Here is a 17,760-nt window from a genome sequence, read left to right as displayed (position 1 = left end):
AGGAAAATCCTTCCGTGAAATCATCTGTTTTTTTGTTTCGTATCATTTCATTTCCTGAAAGAAACGGCAGTAGAGGTCTTCTTTTCTGTCCGCTTTCAGAGGGAATTTCTTCCGATAGGCTTCTGCCTGCGCGGGGTCGATTTCCACTACCTGTAATGCGTCCTCGCCAGTCAGATGTGCCAGAATCTCGCCTTCCGGAGAAATCAGCATACTGTCTCCCGTATAGGTCAGTGTTTTGTCCTTGCCGCTGCGGTTCACGCCTACAATGAAGCTTTGGTTTTCCAAAGCCCGGGCCTGGAGCAGTGTCTGCCAATGGCTGATACGGGCAATGGGCCAGTTGGCAATGACCGTCAGAAGGGTGCTTTTTTTAGAAGCTGCCTGAAAAATTTCAGGGAACCGCAGATCATAGCAGACGAAAGGCGAAGTGGGGACGCCCCGCATGATACAGGAGGCCAGTTCTGTGCCGCCGGCGTAGTGCTTTGCTTCCGCACCGTAGGAAAAAGGATGGATTTTGGCATAATCCGCCAGCACTTCTCCTGTTTCGCTGAGGATCAGGCTATGGTTGGTGGCGATACCGCCCGCCACAAAAATAATGCCGCAGACAATAGCCATATGGTGTTTTCTGGCTTCCTCCTGAAAGAAGGCCAGAGAGGGGCTGTTTTCTTTTTCTTCACCGTAGACCTGCGGAGACATAGTGAAGCCCGTCAATGTCATTTCCGGAAAAACAATGACATCGGCACCCTGGGCGGCGGCTTTGGCCGTCATTTCCCGGCAGCGCTCCATGGCATAGGGCTTATCCTCAAATTTCATATTTAACTGCGCCAATGCGATCTTCATAGGGTATTATCCTCCTTTGTTACTTCCATTCTTTCCAGACCTCCGGGCAGTAGCCCAGAGTAAAGGAGTTTCCGTTCCGGACAATAGGGGTACGGAAAAGCGCGGGATTTTCGAACAATGTGCCTTCCCGTTTGTTCTCATCGATATAGTCCATATACAGGCTTTCATAGGCTTTGGCTTTCCGGTCAATCATTTCCTCCACGCCCAAGGCAGCCTTTGCCTTTTCAAATACAGCCTTGCTCAGGCCGTAGCGGTGCAGATCAATATACTGATAGGAGATATTCCGCTCCTTGAAATATCGTTCCGCTTTTTTTGTATCAAAGCACTTTTTCGCGCCGTAAATCTGTATGTTCATAGAGAGACTCCTTTATCGTTTTCTGCCTATTATTTTAACCGATTATGGCAAAAGACACAAGACAAAGAGGACAGGCTGTGATATACTGTGACAAATAAGGAAAGAAAGGATGTATGACAGATGAAAATGATCTCTTGGAACGTAAACGGCCTTCGGGCGGCGGTAGGCAAGGGTTTTATGGAATATTTCAAGGAAGCGGACGCGGATATTTTCTCTTTGCAGGAGACAAAGCTGCAGGAGGGCCAGATCCAGCTGGAGACGGAAGGCTATCACCAGTACTGGAATTATGCCGAGAAAAAGGGATATTCCGGTGTGGCCGTATTTACAAAGGCGGAACCCGTTTCCATTTCCTATGGATTGGGCATAGAGGAGCATGATAAGGAAGGACGTGTCATCACGCTGGAATTCCCGGATTTTTATCATGTGACGGTGTATACTCCCAACTCCCAGCAGGAAAACGCTAGACTGGATTACCGCATGGAGTGGGACGACGCCTTTCGGGAGTATCTGAAACAGCTGGATGAGAAAAAGCCTGTGATCGTCTGCGGTGACCTGAATGTGGCCCATCAGGAAATCGACCTGAAAAACCCCTCTACCAACCGCAGAAGCGCCGGATTTACCGACGAGGAACGGGGAAAATTCACGGAACTTCTGGACGCGGGATTTTTGGACAGCTTCCGGTATTTTTATCCTGATGCCACCGGGGTGTATTCCTGGTGGAGCTATCGCTTTAACGCCAGAAAGAACAACGCCGGATGGCGGATCGACTACTATGTGGTTTCCAAACGGCTGGGAGAGAAGATGAAGGATGCCAAGATCCATACAGAGATCACCGGCTCCGACCATTGTCCTGTGGAACTGGATATCGAATTGTAACGCAAAACAGACCGGTGCCTTTTCTGTGAAAGTGTTTCGGTCTGTTTTTTATATTTTTCTGAGACGATACAGCCGCTGAGGACCGTCAGCGGGAGCAGGGAGAAGGTCGGTAGGCAGGATTTCTGCCAGTTCCCAGCCGTACTTTTCGTAGAGCCCCTGATGGACGGTAAAAAGATACAGTTCTTTTAAATCCAGTGCCGCCATCTGCCGGCGGACGACAGCCATGATCTCTTTCAGGATGCCTTTTCCCCGATATTCCGGCAGCAAATAAACGTCCCGCAGCCAGGGATACAGGTCGGGCCGGGTATCCAGATCGGCCATCGCCAGCTGGAAGGTGCCAATGGGCTGATTGTTTTCGTAAACGCAGAAAAGCTGAGGGACACGGTCGGTACAGGCCGCATGACGCACATAGGCATCAACCTGAGTCGTTGTGTAGCCTTCCTCCTTCCCCCACCAGTCCCAAAGCCATTGGATCACAAGAGAAAGCACAGGATCTTCACGGTTTGTGATTTGTTTAATTTCTATCATGGTTTCCTCCCGAAAAAAACAGGGGAGCTGCGATGGCTGTCTTCATAAGAAAATAACTCCGATCAAAATTGAATTGCCGGAATCCTCTTTATTACAGGGATTCCGGCAATGTTTGTTTTCTGATGAAGATGCCCCTAAAGGCAGCTCTCCTTGAAATTTATTTTCTGATATATTTTTCGTTGCACTTGGCAAGGAAAAAAACGCAGACAAGCAAAAGCAGAACAAAAATCACCCAGATGACCGTATTGCCGGGGAAAACTTTTTCCAGAATGGCTTTTACGGTAAAAAGAAAACCGGAGACCATGTTCCAGATACCTTCTTCCTTCAGGTAGGCAGGAAGAAGCTCCGGGTCTACAGGCTCCAAAGAGCGTTTTGTATAAAAAATGGGCTGCCCGAAAAGAGCAAATACGCCTCTGGCAAAGAGATAAATGCCAATGACAAATAAAGGTCCTACAAGTGTCATTTTGATTCCGTCCTTTCGCCTGTTTTTGTTGCGGGTTTGGTATTCCTGTGGTACAATGCCGTCATATGCTTTTTTTCAAAGAAACCGGCATCCAATCGTTTAGTAGGAGCGCTTATTGGCCCGTTTGTTCAGACTGGTCTGTCGTTCGTTGGACTGTTTCATCCATTCCCGCATTTTTTCCTCGAAATCCGCATTGGGATTTACGGTCTGGGGCTTGAAATATTCCTCGGCAGGATTGGTTTTGGGCTCCTGAGCCTGCTTGTGCTGTCGGAAGGGTTTGTCACCTCTGGCGGGACGCTCCGGCTTGGGCAGAGCTTCTTTGATGGACAGGGAAATTTTGTGGTTTTCCTCGTCAATGGAAAGAACCTTTACTTTGACCATATCTCCCACTTTCAGATGATCGTTGATATCCTGTACGAAGGAATTTGCCACCTGGGAGATATGCACGAGACCCTGCTGATCGCCGATGGAAACAATAGCGCCAAAGGGTTTGATCCGAAGGACTTTGCCTTCTACAATACTGCCGATTTCAAGTTTTTCAGACATGCTGTTTTACACTCCTGTTTAGATTTTTAGTTTGAAAATTACACGGAAACAGTATACCATAGAATGAAAGGGATTACAAATAAAATTACTGGTGTTTTGGAGGAACCTATGAAGAAAAAAGAGATCATTTCTGTAACCATAGAGGATGTACGTTTTCCCAATAAGGCCTACGGTCATGTAGAAGGGGAAAAGGTGATTGTGAAAAACGCTGTGCCCGGGCAGGTAGTGCAGGCACAGGTGATGAAAAAACGCAGCGGCGCGATAGAAGCCCGCCTGCTTTCCGTAGAGAAACATTCCTGCCTGGAAAGAGGGGAAGGGATGTGTTCCCATTACGCCATCTGCGGCGGCTGCACCTACCAGACCATGGAGCGGGCGGCAGAGTTGGAAATGAAGGAAAGACAGGTAAAACGCTTGCTGGAGGAAGCCGATATTTCTGTGGAGCAGTGGGAGGGCATTACTCCCTCTCCTCTGGAGGAAGGATATCGGAATAAATGTGAGTTTTCCTTTGGGGATGAGGAAAAGGATGGCCCTCTTGCGCTGGGGATGCGGAAGAAAATGAGCCATTATGAGGTAGTGTCTCTAAAGGACTGCAATATTGTGGACGCTGATTTTGTGGCTATCGTGCAGGGAGCGCTGGCGTTTTTCCAGGAAAGAAAGGTTGCCTTTTACCATCGGATGCGTCATGATGGTTCTCTGCGTCATCTGGTTGTAAGAAAGGGAAAGGCCACAGGGGAAATTCTGGTGCATCTGGTGACGACGTCTGAGGTGCCTTTTTCCCTGGAAGAATTTAAAGAGATGATTCTGGCATTGCCTTTGCAGGGCAAAATCTGCGGCATCCTTCATTCCGTTAACGATGGTGTGGCAGACGTGGTGCGCAGTGATGAAATGACTGTGCTTTACGGCAGAGATTTCTTCATGGAAAAACTTTTTGATCTGGAGTTCAAGGTTTCTGCCTATTCCTTCTTCCAGACCAATACGGAGGGTGCGGAAAAACTATACAGCATCGTTCGGGAGTTTGCCGGTGATGTGGAAAATAAAACGGTGTTCGATCTATACTGTGGCACCGGTACCATCGGACAGATCATGGCAAAAGCCGGTTCTAAAAAAGTCATGGGTATTGAACTGGTGGAGGAAGCCGTTGCGGCGGCCAATGAAAACGCTGCCAGAAACGGCCTGACGAATTGTACTTTCCTGGCAGGGGACGTACTGAAAATGGTGGACGAGCTGACAGAAAAGCCCGATGTAATTATTGTGGATCCGCCCAGAGAAGGCATTCATCCCAAAGCCATTGGAAAGATCATTGACTTTGGCGCGCCGGAAATCGTATATGTATCCTGTAAGCCTACCTCTCTGGCAAGGGACTTGCAGGCGTTCCAGGAAGCGGGGTATGCGGTGAAACGGGCCAGATTGATGGATATGTTCCCAAGAACAGTGCATGTGGAGACGGTTGTTCTCTTAGGTAGGGAATTAGAGAAAAGCCGCGAACATGTCTACTTGGACTATGAGCCTTCAAAAGAAATTGATCTGCCCGGCGGTGCGACCTATGAGCAGATCAAGGCGTATGTGCTGGAGCATACCGGCTTGAAAGTCAGCCACCTCTATATCGCCCAGGTCAAACAAAAGCATGGTATCATCGAGCGGGAGTGTTACAACAAGCCCAAATCAGAGGATGCCAAACAGCCGCAATGCCCGCCGGAAAAGGAAGCGGCGATTGAGGCAGCACTGAAGCATTTCAAAATGATCTGATTGCTCTTAGATTCTGAGCCGGAGGCAGAGCCAGCCACCGCAAAGCGGCTTGCACTTGGCGGGTTCTGGCGGCGGTGCTATACTGGTGAATACGACGGTGAGGTTCTTTGAAGGATTGCTCCTGAGTTCCTCACCGTCGGCCGTTTATGGGCAGTGCCGCCGACAGGTTCAGTCAAGTGTGGCGGTCAAATTTTGCTCAGATTGCAAATAAGGCGCCTAAAGGCACAGATACACGAGAAACGAAGAAAAATTGCACAGCGTAAACGACAGGCGCACATTTCGCTATATTCTAAGACGAGCCGCAACTGCACTATGTAGCTGCGGTTCGTCTTTTACTTCTGCCTGTATTCGGGCGGGCGGCAGCCCGTCCCCATTCCGTCCAAACACACTGTTTTTGCACCAGCGTTTCTTTTTACACCCTTTTAGACTATGGAGTGTAAAGGGTGTAAACGGTGTAAAATTTTTCGTCAAGTGCCGAGAACCCTTGAAAATAGGGGGCCATCCCACAGTGGGCTTGTGTGGGATGGCCCAGAACGCAACGGTGTAAACGGTGTGAAAAAACGCTTCCTACAAGCAAATTCACACCGTTTTAGCAATAGCATATGCAACAGAAACGGTGTGAACGTATTGACTTCACACCGTTTCTACGTTACAATGCAAGAAGAAGCAGTGTGAATCGAGGTGGGCATATGGCATACAAAACGAAAAACAGTGTCAAGGGTGAACGCAAGCTCGGATTGCAGGCCGTAAAGGAAATGGAAGCCGCTCCGGGATACGATCCCCAGGCTACGTTAGCGCTGGCACAGGCAAATTTGGATGCTTTTGGCAAGCTGGATGATCTGGATGATGCGTCATTTATTGCCTGCATGAATGATATGCGGGCAAATCACCCGGATATTTATCCTGTGTTCTGGTGGTGGCGGAAAGCCGAAGAACAGGCTGGACGCCGCCAGGAAGAAGATGGTGAAGGGACTGAATCCAGATATAAATTTTTCATGGTGACGCAGTTTCTGCTCGACCCTTTCGCTGCCGAATGGGAAGATGACAGGCAAACGCTGAAACCCGGCGTGGCCCCTTGGATTGATACGCCTCAGATTGAAGCCGGTCTTGACCACAAGAGCATCAAGCGTTGGTGTTGGATTTGGCATGATCGTGATATTTACACCGAAGAGGATGAAATCGCTGACCGAACCGGGCGAATCAAAGCAGGCGACCGAAAGTTCAAACACGCGCACATTGTGATTGAAGTCCCCGGCAAAGTGCCTATTTCAACTATTGCCCGCTGGTTCAAAGTACCACCACAGCAGGTGACGATCCTGCGCGGACGCGGGGCTTTTCTCGATGGTTCCGAATACCTCGTGCATGAAAGCCCTCGTGCAGTCGAACAACACAAGACACACTACGGTGACGATGAGGTTCATACTTCACCGGGTTTTGATTTCCGCAAAGAGCTGACCGATTTGCAGGCACATAGAGCCAAATTCGGCAAGCGGTCAGGAGAAATGACGCCAGCGGATACCATGCGGATGCACGTCATGCTGGATGGCTGGACGATGAAACAGTGCCGCGAGGATGACCCGCTTACATTTGCAAAGATCCGGTCTACATTGCCTCCGCTTCGACTTGACTATCTGATGGATGCCCCACCCTGCCCTTTCAGGCTCAACATTTATGTGGATGGTCCTGGAGGTATCGGCAAATCAGCTTTTTGTGAATACATTGCACAGGCGATGTTTCAATCGGTTGATGATCCCTATTTCTGCATCGGCAACGATGAGCGTGTAACATTTGATGGCTATGATGGCCAGCCTGCTATTATCTGGGATGATATGCGCGTGACAGATTTCATCCATCAATTTGGTTCGAACGGCGCTTATAGACTGCTCGATCCACACCCCCGAAAGATTGCGGAACAGGCAAAACATAGTCGGGTAATTCTGAACAACGCCTTGAATATTATCAACGGTGTTCAGCCCTATGAAGAGTTTATCGCTGGACTGGCGGGGACATACACAGATAAGTTTGGCACCCACCATGAGGCCGAAGATGAAAATCAGGCATGGCGCAGATTCCCCATGATTCTGTGTGTCCGCGAAAATGATTTTGATGTTCTCATTAACCAAGGGTTCGTCAATAACGATTTGAGTTCTATCAAAACTATGAGCATTTATTCTCATGTGCGCGGGAGTATGCAAGCCGTCATGCAGCGGCTGGATGGGGCAGCGAAGCAAAAAGCTCTGGCTCAATTTGGTGCGCCAGTACAGACAGCGGCCAAAATGATCGAAGCTAAACACGATGATAAAATTTCCGATCCCGATCAGATTCCGCCGGAACTAATGCCAGTGGCAGAATCAGTCGAAGAGCGTTTCCAGCGCGAGTGTGCCGAATACGAGGAGCGGCGCTTCAATACGCTGGTATCATTCGGCCGTTGGTTCTGGGATTCCCCCGCCGGTGGCTGGGCGGAATACACTAAAATGTATCCCGCAGCTAAAGTTCGTCCGCAAGAAGAATATGAATTTTTGCAAAACTTGCAATGGCCGACGATCCGCGACGCGATTAACAGATATGTAGACGGCGAACTGGTAGCAACCTACACAGAGCAGATTATTCGGGATACAATCGAGATGGTGTGGGCCGGACAGTTATAATTGACTACTTGCGTTCTGCATAATTTACGGTAAACTGAAATCAGAAGTGAGGTGATTCAAATGGCCAAATCAAGCGCCGACTTGAAAAAACAAGCAGATACTCTACGTGCAAAACTTGCCGCAGTCCAGAAAGAAGCACGCAAGATGAAGAAACTGGAAGATCAGCAAGCCGCCGAAGAACAGCACCAGCGTGATATACAGTTTGCGCTCGAATTTGTTCAGATGGCAAAGGAGATGTATTTTCGGGATGGCATTCGAAGCTATTATGATTACATCTCGGAGAAGATGGCTGAAAAGCGAGCAGCCGCACAACCTGCAACTGCTTTAACAGAACAGCAGCCCGTGAATCAATCTGCGGGCTATGCACAGCAGATTTGACCTAACCCCCGTTGGGAAGAACCCAACGGGGTTTATAATTTAGGGGCTTGCGTTCTGAACATTTTGTGGTATGTTGCAGGTAAAGGAAGGTTTGCCGCCCGGCTGGAAACGTAGTTTCCAAAGAGGGAGCTGACGGCAGGAGGACGATGGGTTTGTTTACAAACCCTGAGGACATTCATACTGGGTTTGTAAACGACCCCCGCGGCAGGAGGTGAAGCGATATGGGTTGGAAATGTGCGCCGCAAGTGATGGGCTTGGTGAGAGGTGAACCGAAGCAAGGGCAGAAACATCGTGCGAACATTCGGAAGATTGCGATGGAAGCCGGATACGAGCGAGCATCGAAATCGGATACGCTGGATAAGAGCCGGTCGAGTAAAAACCATTATGACGGATACCGCAGCGGCTCACAATTCGCCGCTGCTATGGAACAGGAAGCCTCTAAGTATCGTGTCAAAGTGAATGGAAAAACTAAAGATAAAAAGCCAGTCGTGCGTGAAAAAGGTTTGCCGCATAATGCTGTGATCGGCTGGGCGGTGATCTATAATCCGCCCGCCGAAGTTTGTGCAGCATGGACAGACGAAGATTATCAAAAATTTTACGCAGACTGTCGGGAGTGCATGGCTGAAATTGAACCGCGCTTGTTCCGCCGTGATAACATTCGAATGTCTGCCGAACACTTTGACGAAGGCATTCCTCCTGATGAAAATTCGGGGGTGATTGACCGTCATTTGCATGACCTCGGAGTATCGAAAGATGCAGACGGACGCTATTGCGGAAATCTTATAGATGCAAAGCTCCTGATTAAAATCAATGAACGTTTCCCTGCCCTGATGCGTGAGCGCGGATGGGATATGGATGACCTTGACCGCACAGACTTTGAACGAGCCAAGACCGACAAAGAATACGCCAGCGAACGAAACGCAAAACGTCGGCAATCTGGTCTTTCTGTTAATAAACACCTGGGCAAGAAAGCTCGTGAGATGGCTGAGGATGCCGCCGAGCTTGTTAAGCAGGCCGATGCACTGAAAGCGCAGACAGAAGCTGATGCCGCTGCACGTCAGCAACAGTTGGATTTGACCGCACAGCAGCAAGAAACCACACGCAAAGAGCAGGAAACCATCGCCCAGCAGCAGGAAGATACACAGAAAAAACAGGATGGCAGGGATAAAGGACAACGTCGTTTGATGAATGCCATTTATGATCTATATCAGCGTCTTAACGGCGGTGAACTTGTCGCATTCCCCACATACACCGAAGGAATTAAAATGTTCAAATCTGCTCTGGATACGTTTGTGGAACGCACAACAACAGAGGCTCAAACGAAAGTACAGGAAGCAGCTGCCGCCGAATTTCAAAAGAAAGAAGATGCGCTGGAAGCCCAGAAATCGGTTTTGGATGAATTAGAGCAGTTAAGAGATAAGCTGCAATCATCCACAGACACAGACGCCAGTAGAAAACGCTTTATGGAAGCTCATACTCTGAAAGACGGCCGCACACTGGAAGATGTCTATCAGGCGTCTATTCAGCAGAAGCGAGAACGTGACGACGCATTCCTTCGTCGTGCGTCCGATCTGACAGATGAATATGATCGGTTGCACCAAGGAGTAGAGCAACAAGAAAAGCAATGATATCCGGCACCTTTTTGGAGGTGCCGGATTGCTTTATCACCTATTTTGTGGTACACTATTACACAAATACACAATAACACAAATTGCGTGTTGAGAGGAAAATCAAAATGGCAGAACGAAACATGGTGAACCTGACAATTACAATGACGAAAGAAGAGCGCAAGGCGCTCAAGCAGATTGCATTGGATAAAGATATGACTGTTTCTGCCCTTCTGCGTGAATGGCTGAAAGAGTATCAGATACAGGAAGGAGCAGAAAAAAATGGCTAACTATAACACTGAACGAGAAGGGCAAATTGAATTTTATCAGACATTCCTTCCCTTGATTGATCCTAGTTTGAGTTTGGAAGACATTCTTTCTGATGATAACGACGGGGTACTGAATGGTAATCTTTTGGAGTTCAAACTGCGTGTAAGTGACTTAAATGCAGTTCTGTTTCAGTGTGTAAAATATCTATCGGCACTAAGAATTAAGGGTAAACCGGTTCCGGCTAATATTGTAATCATCGATCTAAATGGAGAACAGGCATATCTTTATAAGTCTGATGATTATCTGGCAGATATTGAAAAAGTTTATGTTGGTGGAGCTTCAAAATCAAATGCTGGATTTATTGGTCAGCCTTACCATGAAAAATACATGTATGGTACTAACCAGCTTGCAGCAGCGAATTTGATTAAGTGTTTGAAAGAAAAAGATTTTACACGTATCCACATTGATGAAAACTGTATTGTCGGCTGGGCAACAGCTTTTTATAAGGCTATGCCGACTGCTCGCAAGGAAGACTTCATTGGAGATGATACTGGCAAGCATAAGACAATCGGAGAAATTCGAAAACCTTCCATATTTGCTAAATATATTTATCCATATACAGGCGTTTCAAACGTAAAATTCCAATATCTGATGGATAAACTGAACGATACTCTTCAGAAAAAGAATCTGGGAGCGTTCTATACGCCGGAGGCTTATGCCCAGAAGTCTCATGAACTACTCAGAATGGCAATTGAGCGCGTTCCTGCTGGAAACGACTATGTTATTATTGACCGTTGTGCGGGTACAGGTAATCTTGAGAAAGGGTTGACGGATGAGGAGTTGTCTCATTGTATTCTTTCCACTGTTGAGTATTATGAATACAAAGTTATGCAGGAAGTTCTCGGCTCTAAAGTTCGTCATATCATTCCGCCTGTGGAAGCGGCAGATACATTCCAGGCGGGGTTGGTCAAGGGTGCAGATGCTCTGAGTAAAGAATATATCGAAAATCCAATTATCAAACAGTACCTTGACAACCCGAAATGTACGATTATTTTGTTTGAAAATCCACCGTATGCAGAAACAACGAGCATTGAGTGGCATAAAAAACAGCAAAGCAAAAAATCCACTTTATGGAAACAAACCTATATCGTACAGGAGATGAAAAAACAAGTAAAAGGTGCTGCCAGTAACGAATTGGGAAATGCTTTTATTTGGTCTGGATTTAAGTATTACTTACGTCAACCTACAGATAGTTTTGTGGTATATTCACCAGTAAAATATTGGAAAGCGCAACATCTTGTTGATCGCAAATTCATTTGCGGTTTTGCCTTTAATAGGAAATGGTTCCATACTACGATTGATGCCTGCATTATGGTTGCGTTATGGTCGAACGAATATGGAGATGAAGATTCATTCGCTCTCGAAGGGTTTGATATTAGTAAAGAGACTGGCGAATTGATTTCTGTTGGTATGTTACCGGTGAAACAAGTGTTTACGCTTTATAGTAAAGAATACTATGATAACCGCTCTGCTACAGCAGAAACCGATGATGGAATTTTGGTATCTTTGAACGGCCTAGAAGCACCTGATAATGTAAAGAAGAGAATTATACCGCGTTATGCCAATGACCTTCTGGGTTATATGGTGGCAGATGGCACAGGCTTTGACAATCCTGATACACATTCGTCACTGTTGGTGGCTGGTAGGTATAACGGGAATGGATTCTATTTACATAAAGATAACTATTTGAGTAAGTTACCTATGTTTTGTGCATCTCGTTATATCACATATAACCGTGAATGGACAGAGCGTGCCCGTATCATGAAATCCGGTGATGGAGCAGATCGATTTAATGCAGATGTTGCATCGGGTAAATTAGATCAATGGCTTCTCAAATGCCTGCTGTTTACTTGCGTTGAGATGCAGAATCATATGCGCACGTTCACCGGAAGTGATGGCCGCTTTTATCGCAATGAACTGTGTATGGACACAACAAATGGTGAAACGGTGGCTTCCAATGATTTGAAACGCTTGATTCATGGAGACGCAGAGCAGCGTATCATTGACCAGTGGGAGACCTTATTGACTGCTGCAAAGCAGACGAAAGAGTATAACCCTGCTCTGACGTACGGTGTGTATCAGATCTTCGCAGAGATTGATACATCTTACAAAGATGAAGATGGGAACACTGTATGGAATAACCTTGAGGTACATTCTGCATTGCAAACGCTCAAAACACTAGTGAAAGATTATTATAATACTGCTATAGTGCCGACTTTGTTTGAGTATGAGTTCCTGAAGTAAGGGGGACGAGATATGAATCAAGCAAAGAAACGTTGCTATCTCTATACCCGCGTTTCCACACAGATGCAGGTAGACGGATACAGTCTGGATGCACAGCAAGATCGTCTGAAAAAGGAGGCTGCTCACCGCAGTATGCAGGTGGTTGCCACATTTTCGGACGAGGGCCGGTCCGGCAAGAATACCACCGGTAGGCCGCAGTTTCAAGAAATGATGCGCAGGATACAGGCCGACAATGCGGATCGCGTCAATTATGTGCTGGTGTTCAAGCTGTCCCGGTTTGGCCGGAATGCTGCCGATGTGCTGAACAACTTGCAGATCATGCAGGATTTTGGTGTCAATCTCATCTGTGTGGAAGATGGGATTGATTCCGCCAGTGCTGCCGGAAAAATCCTCTTTCCTGTTCTGGCCGGTGTCGCCGAGCTGGAGCGTGAAAACATCCAGGCACAGACAATGGCCGGACGTTGGCAGAAGGCCCGTGAAGGCAAATGGAACGGCGGTCAGGCTCCATATGGCTATCGGATCGAAGATGGTGTGCTTATCATTGAAGAATCCGAAGCCGCCCTTGTTCGGTTGATTTTTGAAAAATATGTGCAGTCTGATATGGGCATAAACGGCGTTGCCAAATGGTTGAATGAGAACGGGTATAGTAAGCAGGCTCGTCAAAATGGGATATACAGCCGGATTTCAACCACCTTCGTGAGGGGGGTATTGGACAATCCAGTCTATGCCGGAAAAATCGCCTACGGACGCCGGAAAAGTGAGAAAATCGAAGGCACACGAAATGAGTACCATACCGTCAAACAGGCTGAATATGAAATATTTGACGGCAAACATGAAGCTATTATCCCGGACGATCTTTGGCAGGCCGCGCAAGTAAAACGGGGTTTGAACGCCTACAAGCGGGAAAAAAGATACAGCCCGGAACATGCTCATATCCTTTCTGGTCTCGTCAAATGCCCTGTCTGCGGTGCGCCGATGTATGGTGTAGTGAACCGGAAGAAGAAAAAAGACGGTTCCGGCGAATTTTATTCGGACATGTGGTACTACATTTGCAAAAATACTAAAACCGTGAGCGGCCAGCGCTGCACATACACAAAGCATATCCGGCAGGACGATGTGAATGAGCAGGTGCGCCGCGTAGTACAGGAAGCGCTGCGAAATATGGATTTCACGCAGGATATTATGAAATCTATCGGAACCGACGCCAATTTGGACGCTTTACAGGCGGAAGTTGATACTCTCGCTGCCACAAAGAAAAAGGAAGAACGCCAGAAGTCCAAGCTGCTATCGAAGATTATGGAGCTTGACGCCGATGACGAGCTGTACGACGAAATGTACGATGACCTGCAAGGGCTGCTGCGCCAGCGAATGAAACGTATTTCCGAATTGGACAGCAAGATCAATCAGGTGAGTATCGCCATTCAGAACGCAGGCAGCAAGGCCGCTACGGCTGAGGAAGTGTATGCCACCATGCGGATCATCGTGGACATGATGGACATCATGCCCGAACGCGACGAACAGGAAATCATGCACGCATTGCTTGACAGCGTGCAGATTTACCCTGAGCGGCAGCCAAACGGTCTCTGGATCAAGAGTGTTCGCTTCAAAGTTCCGCTGGAATTTGACGGTGTATCGTCGCAAGACGTGATTATCGACAATGACGGTAATTCCCTACCTAACGCAAGTAATGATGAATCGGTGGTACTGATGACACGTTGTGGTGGACAGGCGTAAAATGAGGGTGAAACCACAATGCGTACCGGAAAGAAATCCGGCGGCGAAGCCGTTTTTGCGAAGCAAAAATACTGACCAGTTGTGGTTTTAGGACAAAAAAACGGGGGTTTTTGAATGGAAAAAACGCCCGTTTTTTGCACCTGAAAAATGCCCTTTGGACAGATGACATAGAGAAATTTGAAAAAGACAGCGAGAAGGCTTGCTGTCTCTATTTATATAGACAAGAGTATTCAGATATGTAAAGATATAAGCAAGCCGAAGCTGTATGTTTAACAGCATTTGAAAATGTCCGTAGAATATGAGTAAACCAGTGAAGAGGAGGGATACTATGGCAATTACGGTTTCCGATTGTTTAAAGCTGCCGTCTTTGAGAGAAGCGAGGGTTGTGGCGGGGCATAAAGGGCTTAACAAATTTGTTTCGACAGTTTCTGTATTGGAATATGCAAAAAGATATGCTTTAGCGGAAGAATACTTTTTAGGGAATGAACTGATTCTGACTGGTTTTATTTCAGTAAAAGATAATATAGAAGATCAATGTGAAGCGTTGCGTCGACTGCATGAGGTTGGAGAAGCGGGGGTTGTTTTATATTATGTTGGGTGCTTTTTGCCAGAACTTTACCCCGCGTTGATTGAAACTGCGGATGAATTAAATTTTCCGCTGATTGTAATGCCGGAAAAAGCGTATTACTTAAGATACAGCGAAGTGATTACAGAAGTTTTGCAGCTGATTTTTTCAGATCAGCAAAAAGAGACTTATTATGTGAAAAATATTTTAGAGCAGATTGCAAAAATGCGGGAGCGTCAGCGTAATATTGAAAGTGTGCTCCGGCTTTTGAGTGACAGACTGCGATGTTCCTTTTTGCTGTTAAGCCATGACGGCACAGAAAACGGCTATGCCAGTTGGCCCATTGGCTCCAAAAAAATATTTGACAGCATGATGCAATACAGAAAAAGTCATGAGCCAAAACGAGAATGTTCTTTTTTCCAGTCAGAAGAAAAAGACCATGCCTTTCGTCTATTCCAGCAAAAATTTGATACACAATATCAAAAAAGCCTTCAGTTAGTGGCGCTGGATGAAGGGACACTTCTGAATGAATTTAGTTTCCAGCAGGCTATAGAAGTGATACAAATGTTCAGCAGTATCTGGAAGTATGATTTTGAGACTGAAACGGAAGATGAATTGGTGCGGGCCATCATCAATGACCAGCCTTTAGTAATGAACCGTATTGCCAAGAAATATTTTATTGACCTGAAGAAGATCCGTGTCATGTGGGTGTTGAAATCTCGGGAAAAATCAACAGAAAGGCAGGAAGATCTTGCGGCTGTTTTGGAGCAGCGAAAGAGGAAAATCCAATTGTTTTTAAAGGAAAATGGAAAAAGTGTTTTAGTGGATACATTTGATAACAGTGTAGTGGCTTTTATGGATGACGCGCCTTTTCCGGAGATGGAAACACCTTTGGCGGAAACCTTTATGGAACAGTCTGGGGAGTCTGATGAGATTCTTATTTGGTGTGGCGGAATGGATTCCACAAAGGACGTCAGAAGTGCTTACCGTATGATTGAGGATAGTTTCGAAACCATTTGCAAACTGTATCCGGCAAAAAAAGTATTTACGGAAAGAGAACTGGAATTTGCTTTGGAATGCCTGCGGATCATGGAAAAAGGAGAAAATGTGATAGAACGCTATCAGCAAAGCCTTTTTGCCTTGGCGGGACAAAAGGATGAAAAGGATATGATAGATACCCTTTCTGTATATTTGCTGGATGCCAATCGTAGTATTTCTGTTACCGCTGGATTGTTATATCTGCACGATAGTACGGTAAAATACCGCTTAAATAAGATTAAGCAGAGATTAGGATATGATATGGACATGATGCCGGGGGCATATTATCTGTATTTGGCTGTAGCTTTAAAGAGAGTGACATAGGTATTGAACTGAAAGATGAAATACAAAAAAGGTTTTCAAGCATGAATTTTCTTTATGAAAGAAAATTCATGCTTTTTTATTTATGATCCATAATTTATCTGAAAAGACAAAGTTTCACGGTTTATTTCAGCTTTCGGGACGAATACAAATGACTTCGCAGGAACTACAATGTGGATAAGGTTAACCGAGAACGAAAAAGGAGGTATGTATATGGATCAGGAAGTGAAAAAAAGCTCAAAAATGGAAAATCGCGCCATGAGCCGTGTTTCTGAGGAAGAACGCCAAAGCTGGGTCAGCATCGCTTTTTTATGGATTGGTACTATGATCTGTATTCCTATGCTGATGGTGGGTGGAATGTTTTCCGCATCAATGACATTATCCAACATTGTTTTGGCGGCATTTATCGGATTTTTTATTTGCAGTTTCGTTATGGTTTTGACAGGGATGCAGGCAACGGATTTGGGACTGCCTTCTGCCATGTGCGCAACAAAGGCTTTTGGGGATAGAGGCTCTTCTCTTCTGACCAGTTTGGTGGTGTTCGTTGCGCAAATGGGTTGGTTCGGCGTACAGACAGCAACCTGTGCCACAGCGTTTAATACGTTGATGGCATTGGTAGGCATCAATGTCCCTTTCTGGATTTCCTGCATCATTTGGGGCGCTGTGATGCTGATTACGGCTGTTTATGGATTTACCATGATGAAAATTTTGAACTATATCGCAGTTCCTGCGCTGGTTATACTTTGCATCTATGGCGCATATCATGCCGGTTCGGATATGGGCTTAACTGCTATGATGGCATTGGTGCCGGAAACACCATTGCCTATGAGTGCGGCGATTTCTACCGTAATTGGGCTGTTTGCGGTAGGAACTGTAATCAATTGTGACTATGCGAGATATGCCAAAAGCAGAAAAGACGCTGTAAAAGCTACGTTTATCGGTGTTTTGCCGGCGGCGGTTATGATGATTACTGTAGGTGCGGTCATGGCGATGTCTACGGGCAATTACGATATTACCAGTGTTTTTGCAAGTATGGGACTGCCTGCTATCAGTATGCTGGTATTGATTCTTGCTACATGGACCACGAATACCAGCAACGCCTATACCTCCGGGTTGGCGGCAATGAAGGTATTCAGTTTAAAAGATGAAAAACGTCCTTTGGTTACTATGATCTGCGGCGCCATTGGTACACTGATTGCCATTGCGGGGCTGGCAGACGCCCTTTCTGCTTTCATTACAGTGCTTTCCAGTTTCGTACCGCCTATCGCGGGGGTAATGATCGCTGATTATTGGATCGTTGGGAAAGGAAAACCGGAAAATTGGTATCCCATTAGAGGGTTCAACTGGAACGGTATTCTTGCTTGGGCTATCGGTTCTATTGTAGCCTTAAAATTCAGCTTCTTCAGTCCCGCGTTGGATGGTATCATCGTTTGCTGTATTGCGTATGTGGTACTGAATGGTCTTTTTGGAAAAACCGTTATGGCTGGGAAAGGGAAAATGTCTGTGGAAGAAGCGGAGGAAAGTGTTTCCGCTTAATCAAACAT

At 46.5% G+C, this 17,760-nt stretch carries 15 protein-coding genes; 10 read left to right on the top strand and 5 right to left on the bottom strand.

Annotated features, from left to right (window positions below; translation table 11 throughout):
• Positions 1–42 precede the first annotated feature (42 nt).
• Positions 43–837, bottom strand: coding sequence for a carbon-nitrogen family hydrolase (locus tag H9X84_RS06720; RefSeq protein ID WP_205133539.1), 795 nt, complete (start codon positions 835–837; stop codon positions 43–45).
• Positions 838–856: 19 nt separating this feature from the next.
• On the bottom strand, positions 857–1,192 hold the full coding sequence (locus tag H9X84_RS06715; RefSeq protein ID WP_205133538.1) for an arsenate reductase family protein: 336 nt from the start codon (positions 1,190–1,192) through the stop codon (positions 857–859).
• 120 nt (positions 1,193–1,312) lie between these two features.
• Between H9X84_RS06715 and H9X84_RS06710 the strand changes: the two genes are divergently transcribed.
• Entirely contained in the window at positions 1,313–2,068 is a 756-nt protein-coding gene (locus H9X84_RS06710; RefSeq protein ID WP_205133537.1) for an exodeoxyribonuclease III, read from the top strand.
• A gap of 48 nt (positions 2,069–2,116) precedes the next feature.
• On the opposite strand, the gene H9X84_RS06705 is transcribed toward H9X84_RS06710, so the two are convergent.
• From H9X84_RS06705 to H9X84_RS06695, 3 genes are all read right to left on the bottom strand, one after another.
• Positions 2,117–2,596, bottom strand: a complete 480-nt coding sequence (locus H9X84_RS06705) for a GNAT family N-acetyltransferase (protein WP_205133536.1) — start codon at positions 2,594–2,596, stop codon at positions 2,117–2,119.
• Positions 2,597–2,753: 157 nt separating this feature from the next.
• Positions 2,754–3,059 carry a hypothetical protein gene (locus tag H9X84_RS06700; protein WP_205133535.1) on the bottom strand — a complete coding sequence of 102 codons (306 nt, stop codon included), beginning with the start codon at positions 3,057–3,059 and terminating at the stop codon, positions 2,754–2,756.
• 99 nt (positions 3,060–3,158) lie between these two features.
• A complete protein-coding gene (locus tag H9X84_RS06695; RefSeq protein WP_205133534.1) occupies positions 3,159–3,605 on the bottom strand; it encodes a S1 RNA-binding domain-containing protein in 447 nt (148 codons plus the stop codon).
• A 108-nt stretch (positions 3,606–3,713) separates the two neighbouring features.
• On the opposite strand from H9X84_RS06695, the gene rlmD reads away from it, so the two are divergent.
• The 9 genes from rlmD to H9X84_RS06650 all read left to right on the top strand — a co-directional run bounded on the left by rlmD (position 3,714) and on the right by H9X84_RS06650 (position 17,752).
• Positions 3,714–5,351, top strand: a complete 1,638-nt coding sequence (gene rlmD / locus H9X84_RS06690; RefSeq protein WP_205133533.1) for a 23S rRNA (uracil(1939)-C(5))-methyltransferase RlmD — start codon at positions 3,714–3,716, stop codon at positions 5,349–5,351.
• Between the two features lie 689 nt (positions 5,352–6,040).
• Complete coding sequence (locus H9X84_RS06685) at positions 6,041–7,999, top strand: Rep family protein (protein ID WP_205133532.1); 1,959 nt, start codon at positions 6,041–6,043, stop codon at positions 7,997–7,999.
• 60 nt (positions 8,000–8,059) lie between these two features.
• Positions 8,060–8,377, top strand: a complete 318-nt coding sequence (locus H9X84_RS06680) for a hypothetical protein (RefSeq protein ID WP_205133531.1) — start codon at positions 8,060–8,062, stop codon at positions 8,375–8,377.
• Between the two features lie 221 nt (positions 8,378–8,598).
• A complete protein-coding gene (locus tag H9X84_RS06675) occupies positions 8,599–10,005 on the top strand; it encodes a hypothetical protein (RefSeq protein ID WP_205133530.1) in 1,407 nt (468 codons plus the stop codon).
• Positions 10,006–10,112: 107 nt separating this feature from the next.
• Positions 10,113–10,274, top strand: coding sequence for a hypothetical protein (locus H9X84_RS06670; RefSeq protein WP_205133529.1), 162 nt, complete (start codon positions 10,113–10,115; stop codon positions 10,272–10,274).
• On the top strand, positions 10,267–12,558 hold the full coding sequence (locus H9X84_RS06665) for a hypothetical protein (RefSeq protein WP_205133528.1): 2,292 nt from the start codon (positions 10,267–10,269) through the stop codon (positions 12,556–12,558). The genes H9X84_RS06670 and H9X84_RS06665 overlap by 8 nt, the downstream gene beginning before the upstream one ends.
• A 12-nt stretch (positions 12,559–12,570) precedes the next feature.
• On the top strand, positions 12,571–14,292 hold the full coding sequence (locus H9X84_RS06660; RefSeq protein ID WP_205133527.1) for a recombinase family protein: 1,722 nt from the start codon (positions 12,571–12,573) through the stop codon (positions 14,290–14,292).
• Between the two features lie 328 nt (positions 14,293–14,620).
• Positions 14,621–16,219: a PucR family transcriptional regulator gene (locus tag H9X84_RS06655; protein ID WP_205133526.1), complete on the top strand. Its 1,599-nt coding sequence runs from the start codon at positions 14,621–14,623 to the stop codon at positions 16,217–16,219.
• A gap of 210 nt (positions 16,220–16,429) precedes the next feature.
• Positions 16,430–17,752 carry a cytosine permease gene (locus H9X84_RS06650; RefSeq protein ID WP_205133525.1) on the top strand — a complete coding sequence of 441 codons (1,323 nt, stop codon included), beginning with the start codon at positions 16,430–16,432 and terminating at the stop codon, positions 17,750–17,752.
• The last annotated feature ends 8 nt before the right edge of the window (positions 17,753–17,760 follow it).

The sequence above is a fragment of the Anaerotignum lactatifermentans genome, assembly GCF_016902535.1.
GTDB lineage: Bacteria > Bacillota > Clostridia > Lachnospirales > Anaerotignaceae > Anaerotignum > Anaerotignum lactatifermentans_A.
Note: the sequence above shows the minus strand (reverse complement) of the source record. Positions and strands in the feature narration are given on the sequence as shown.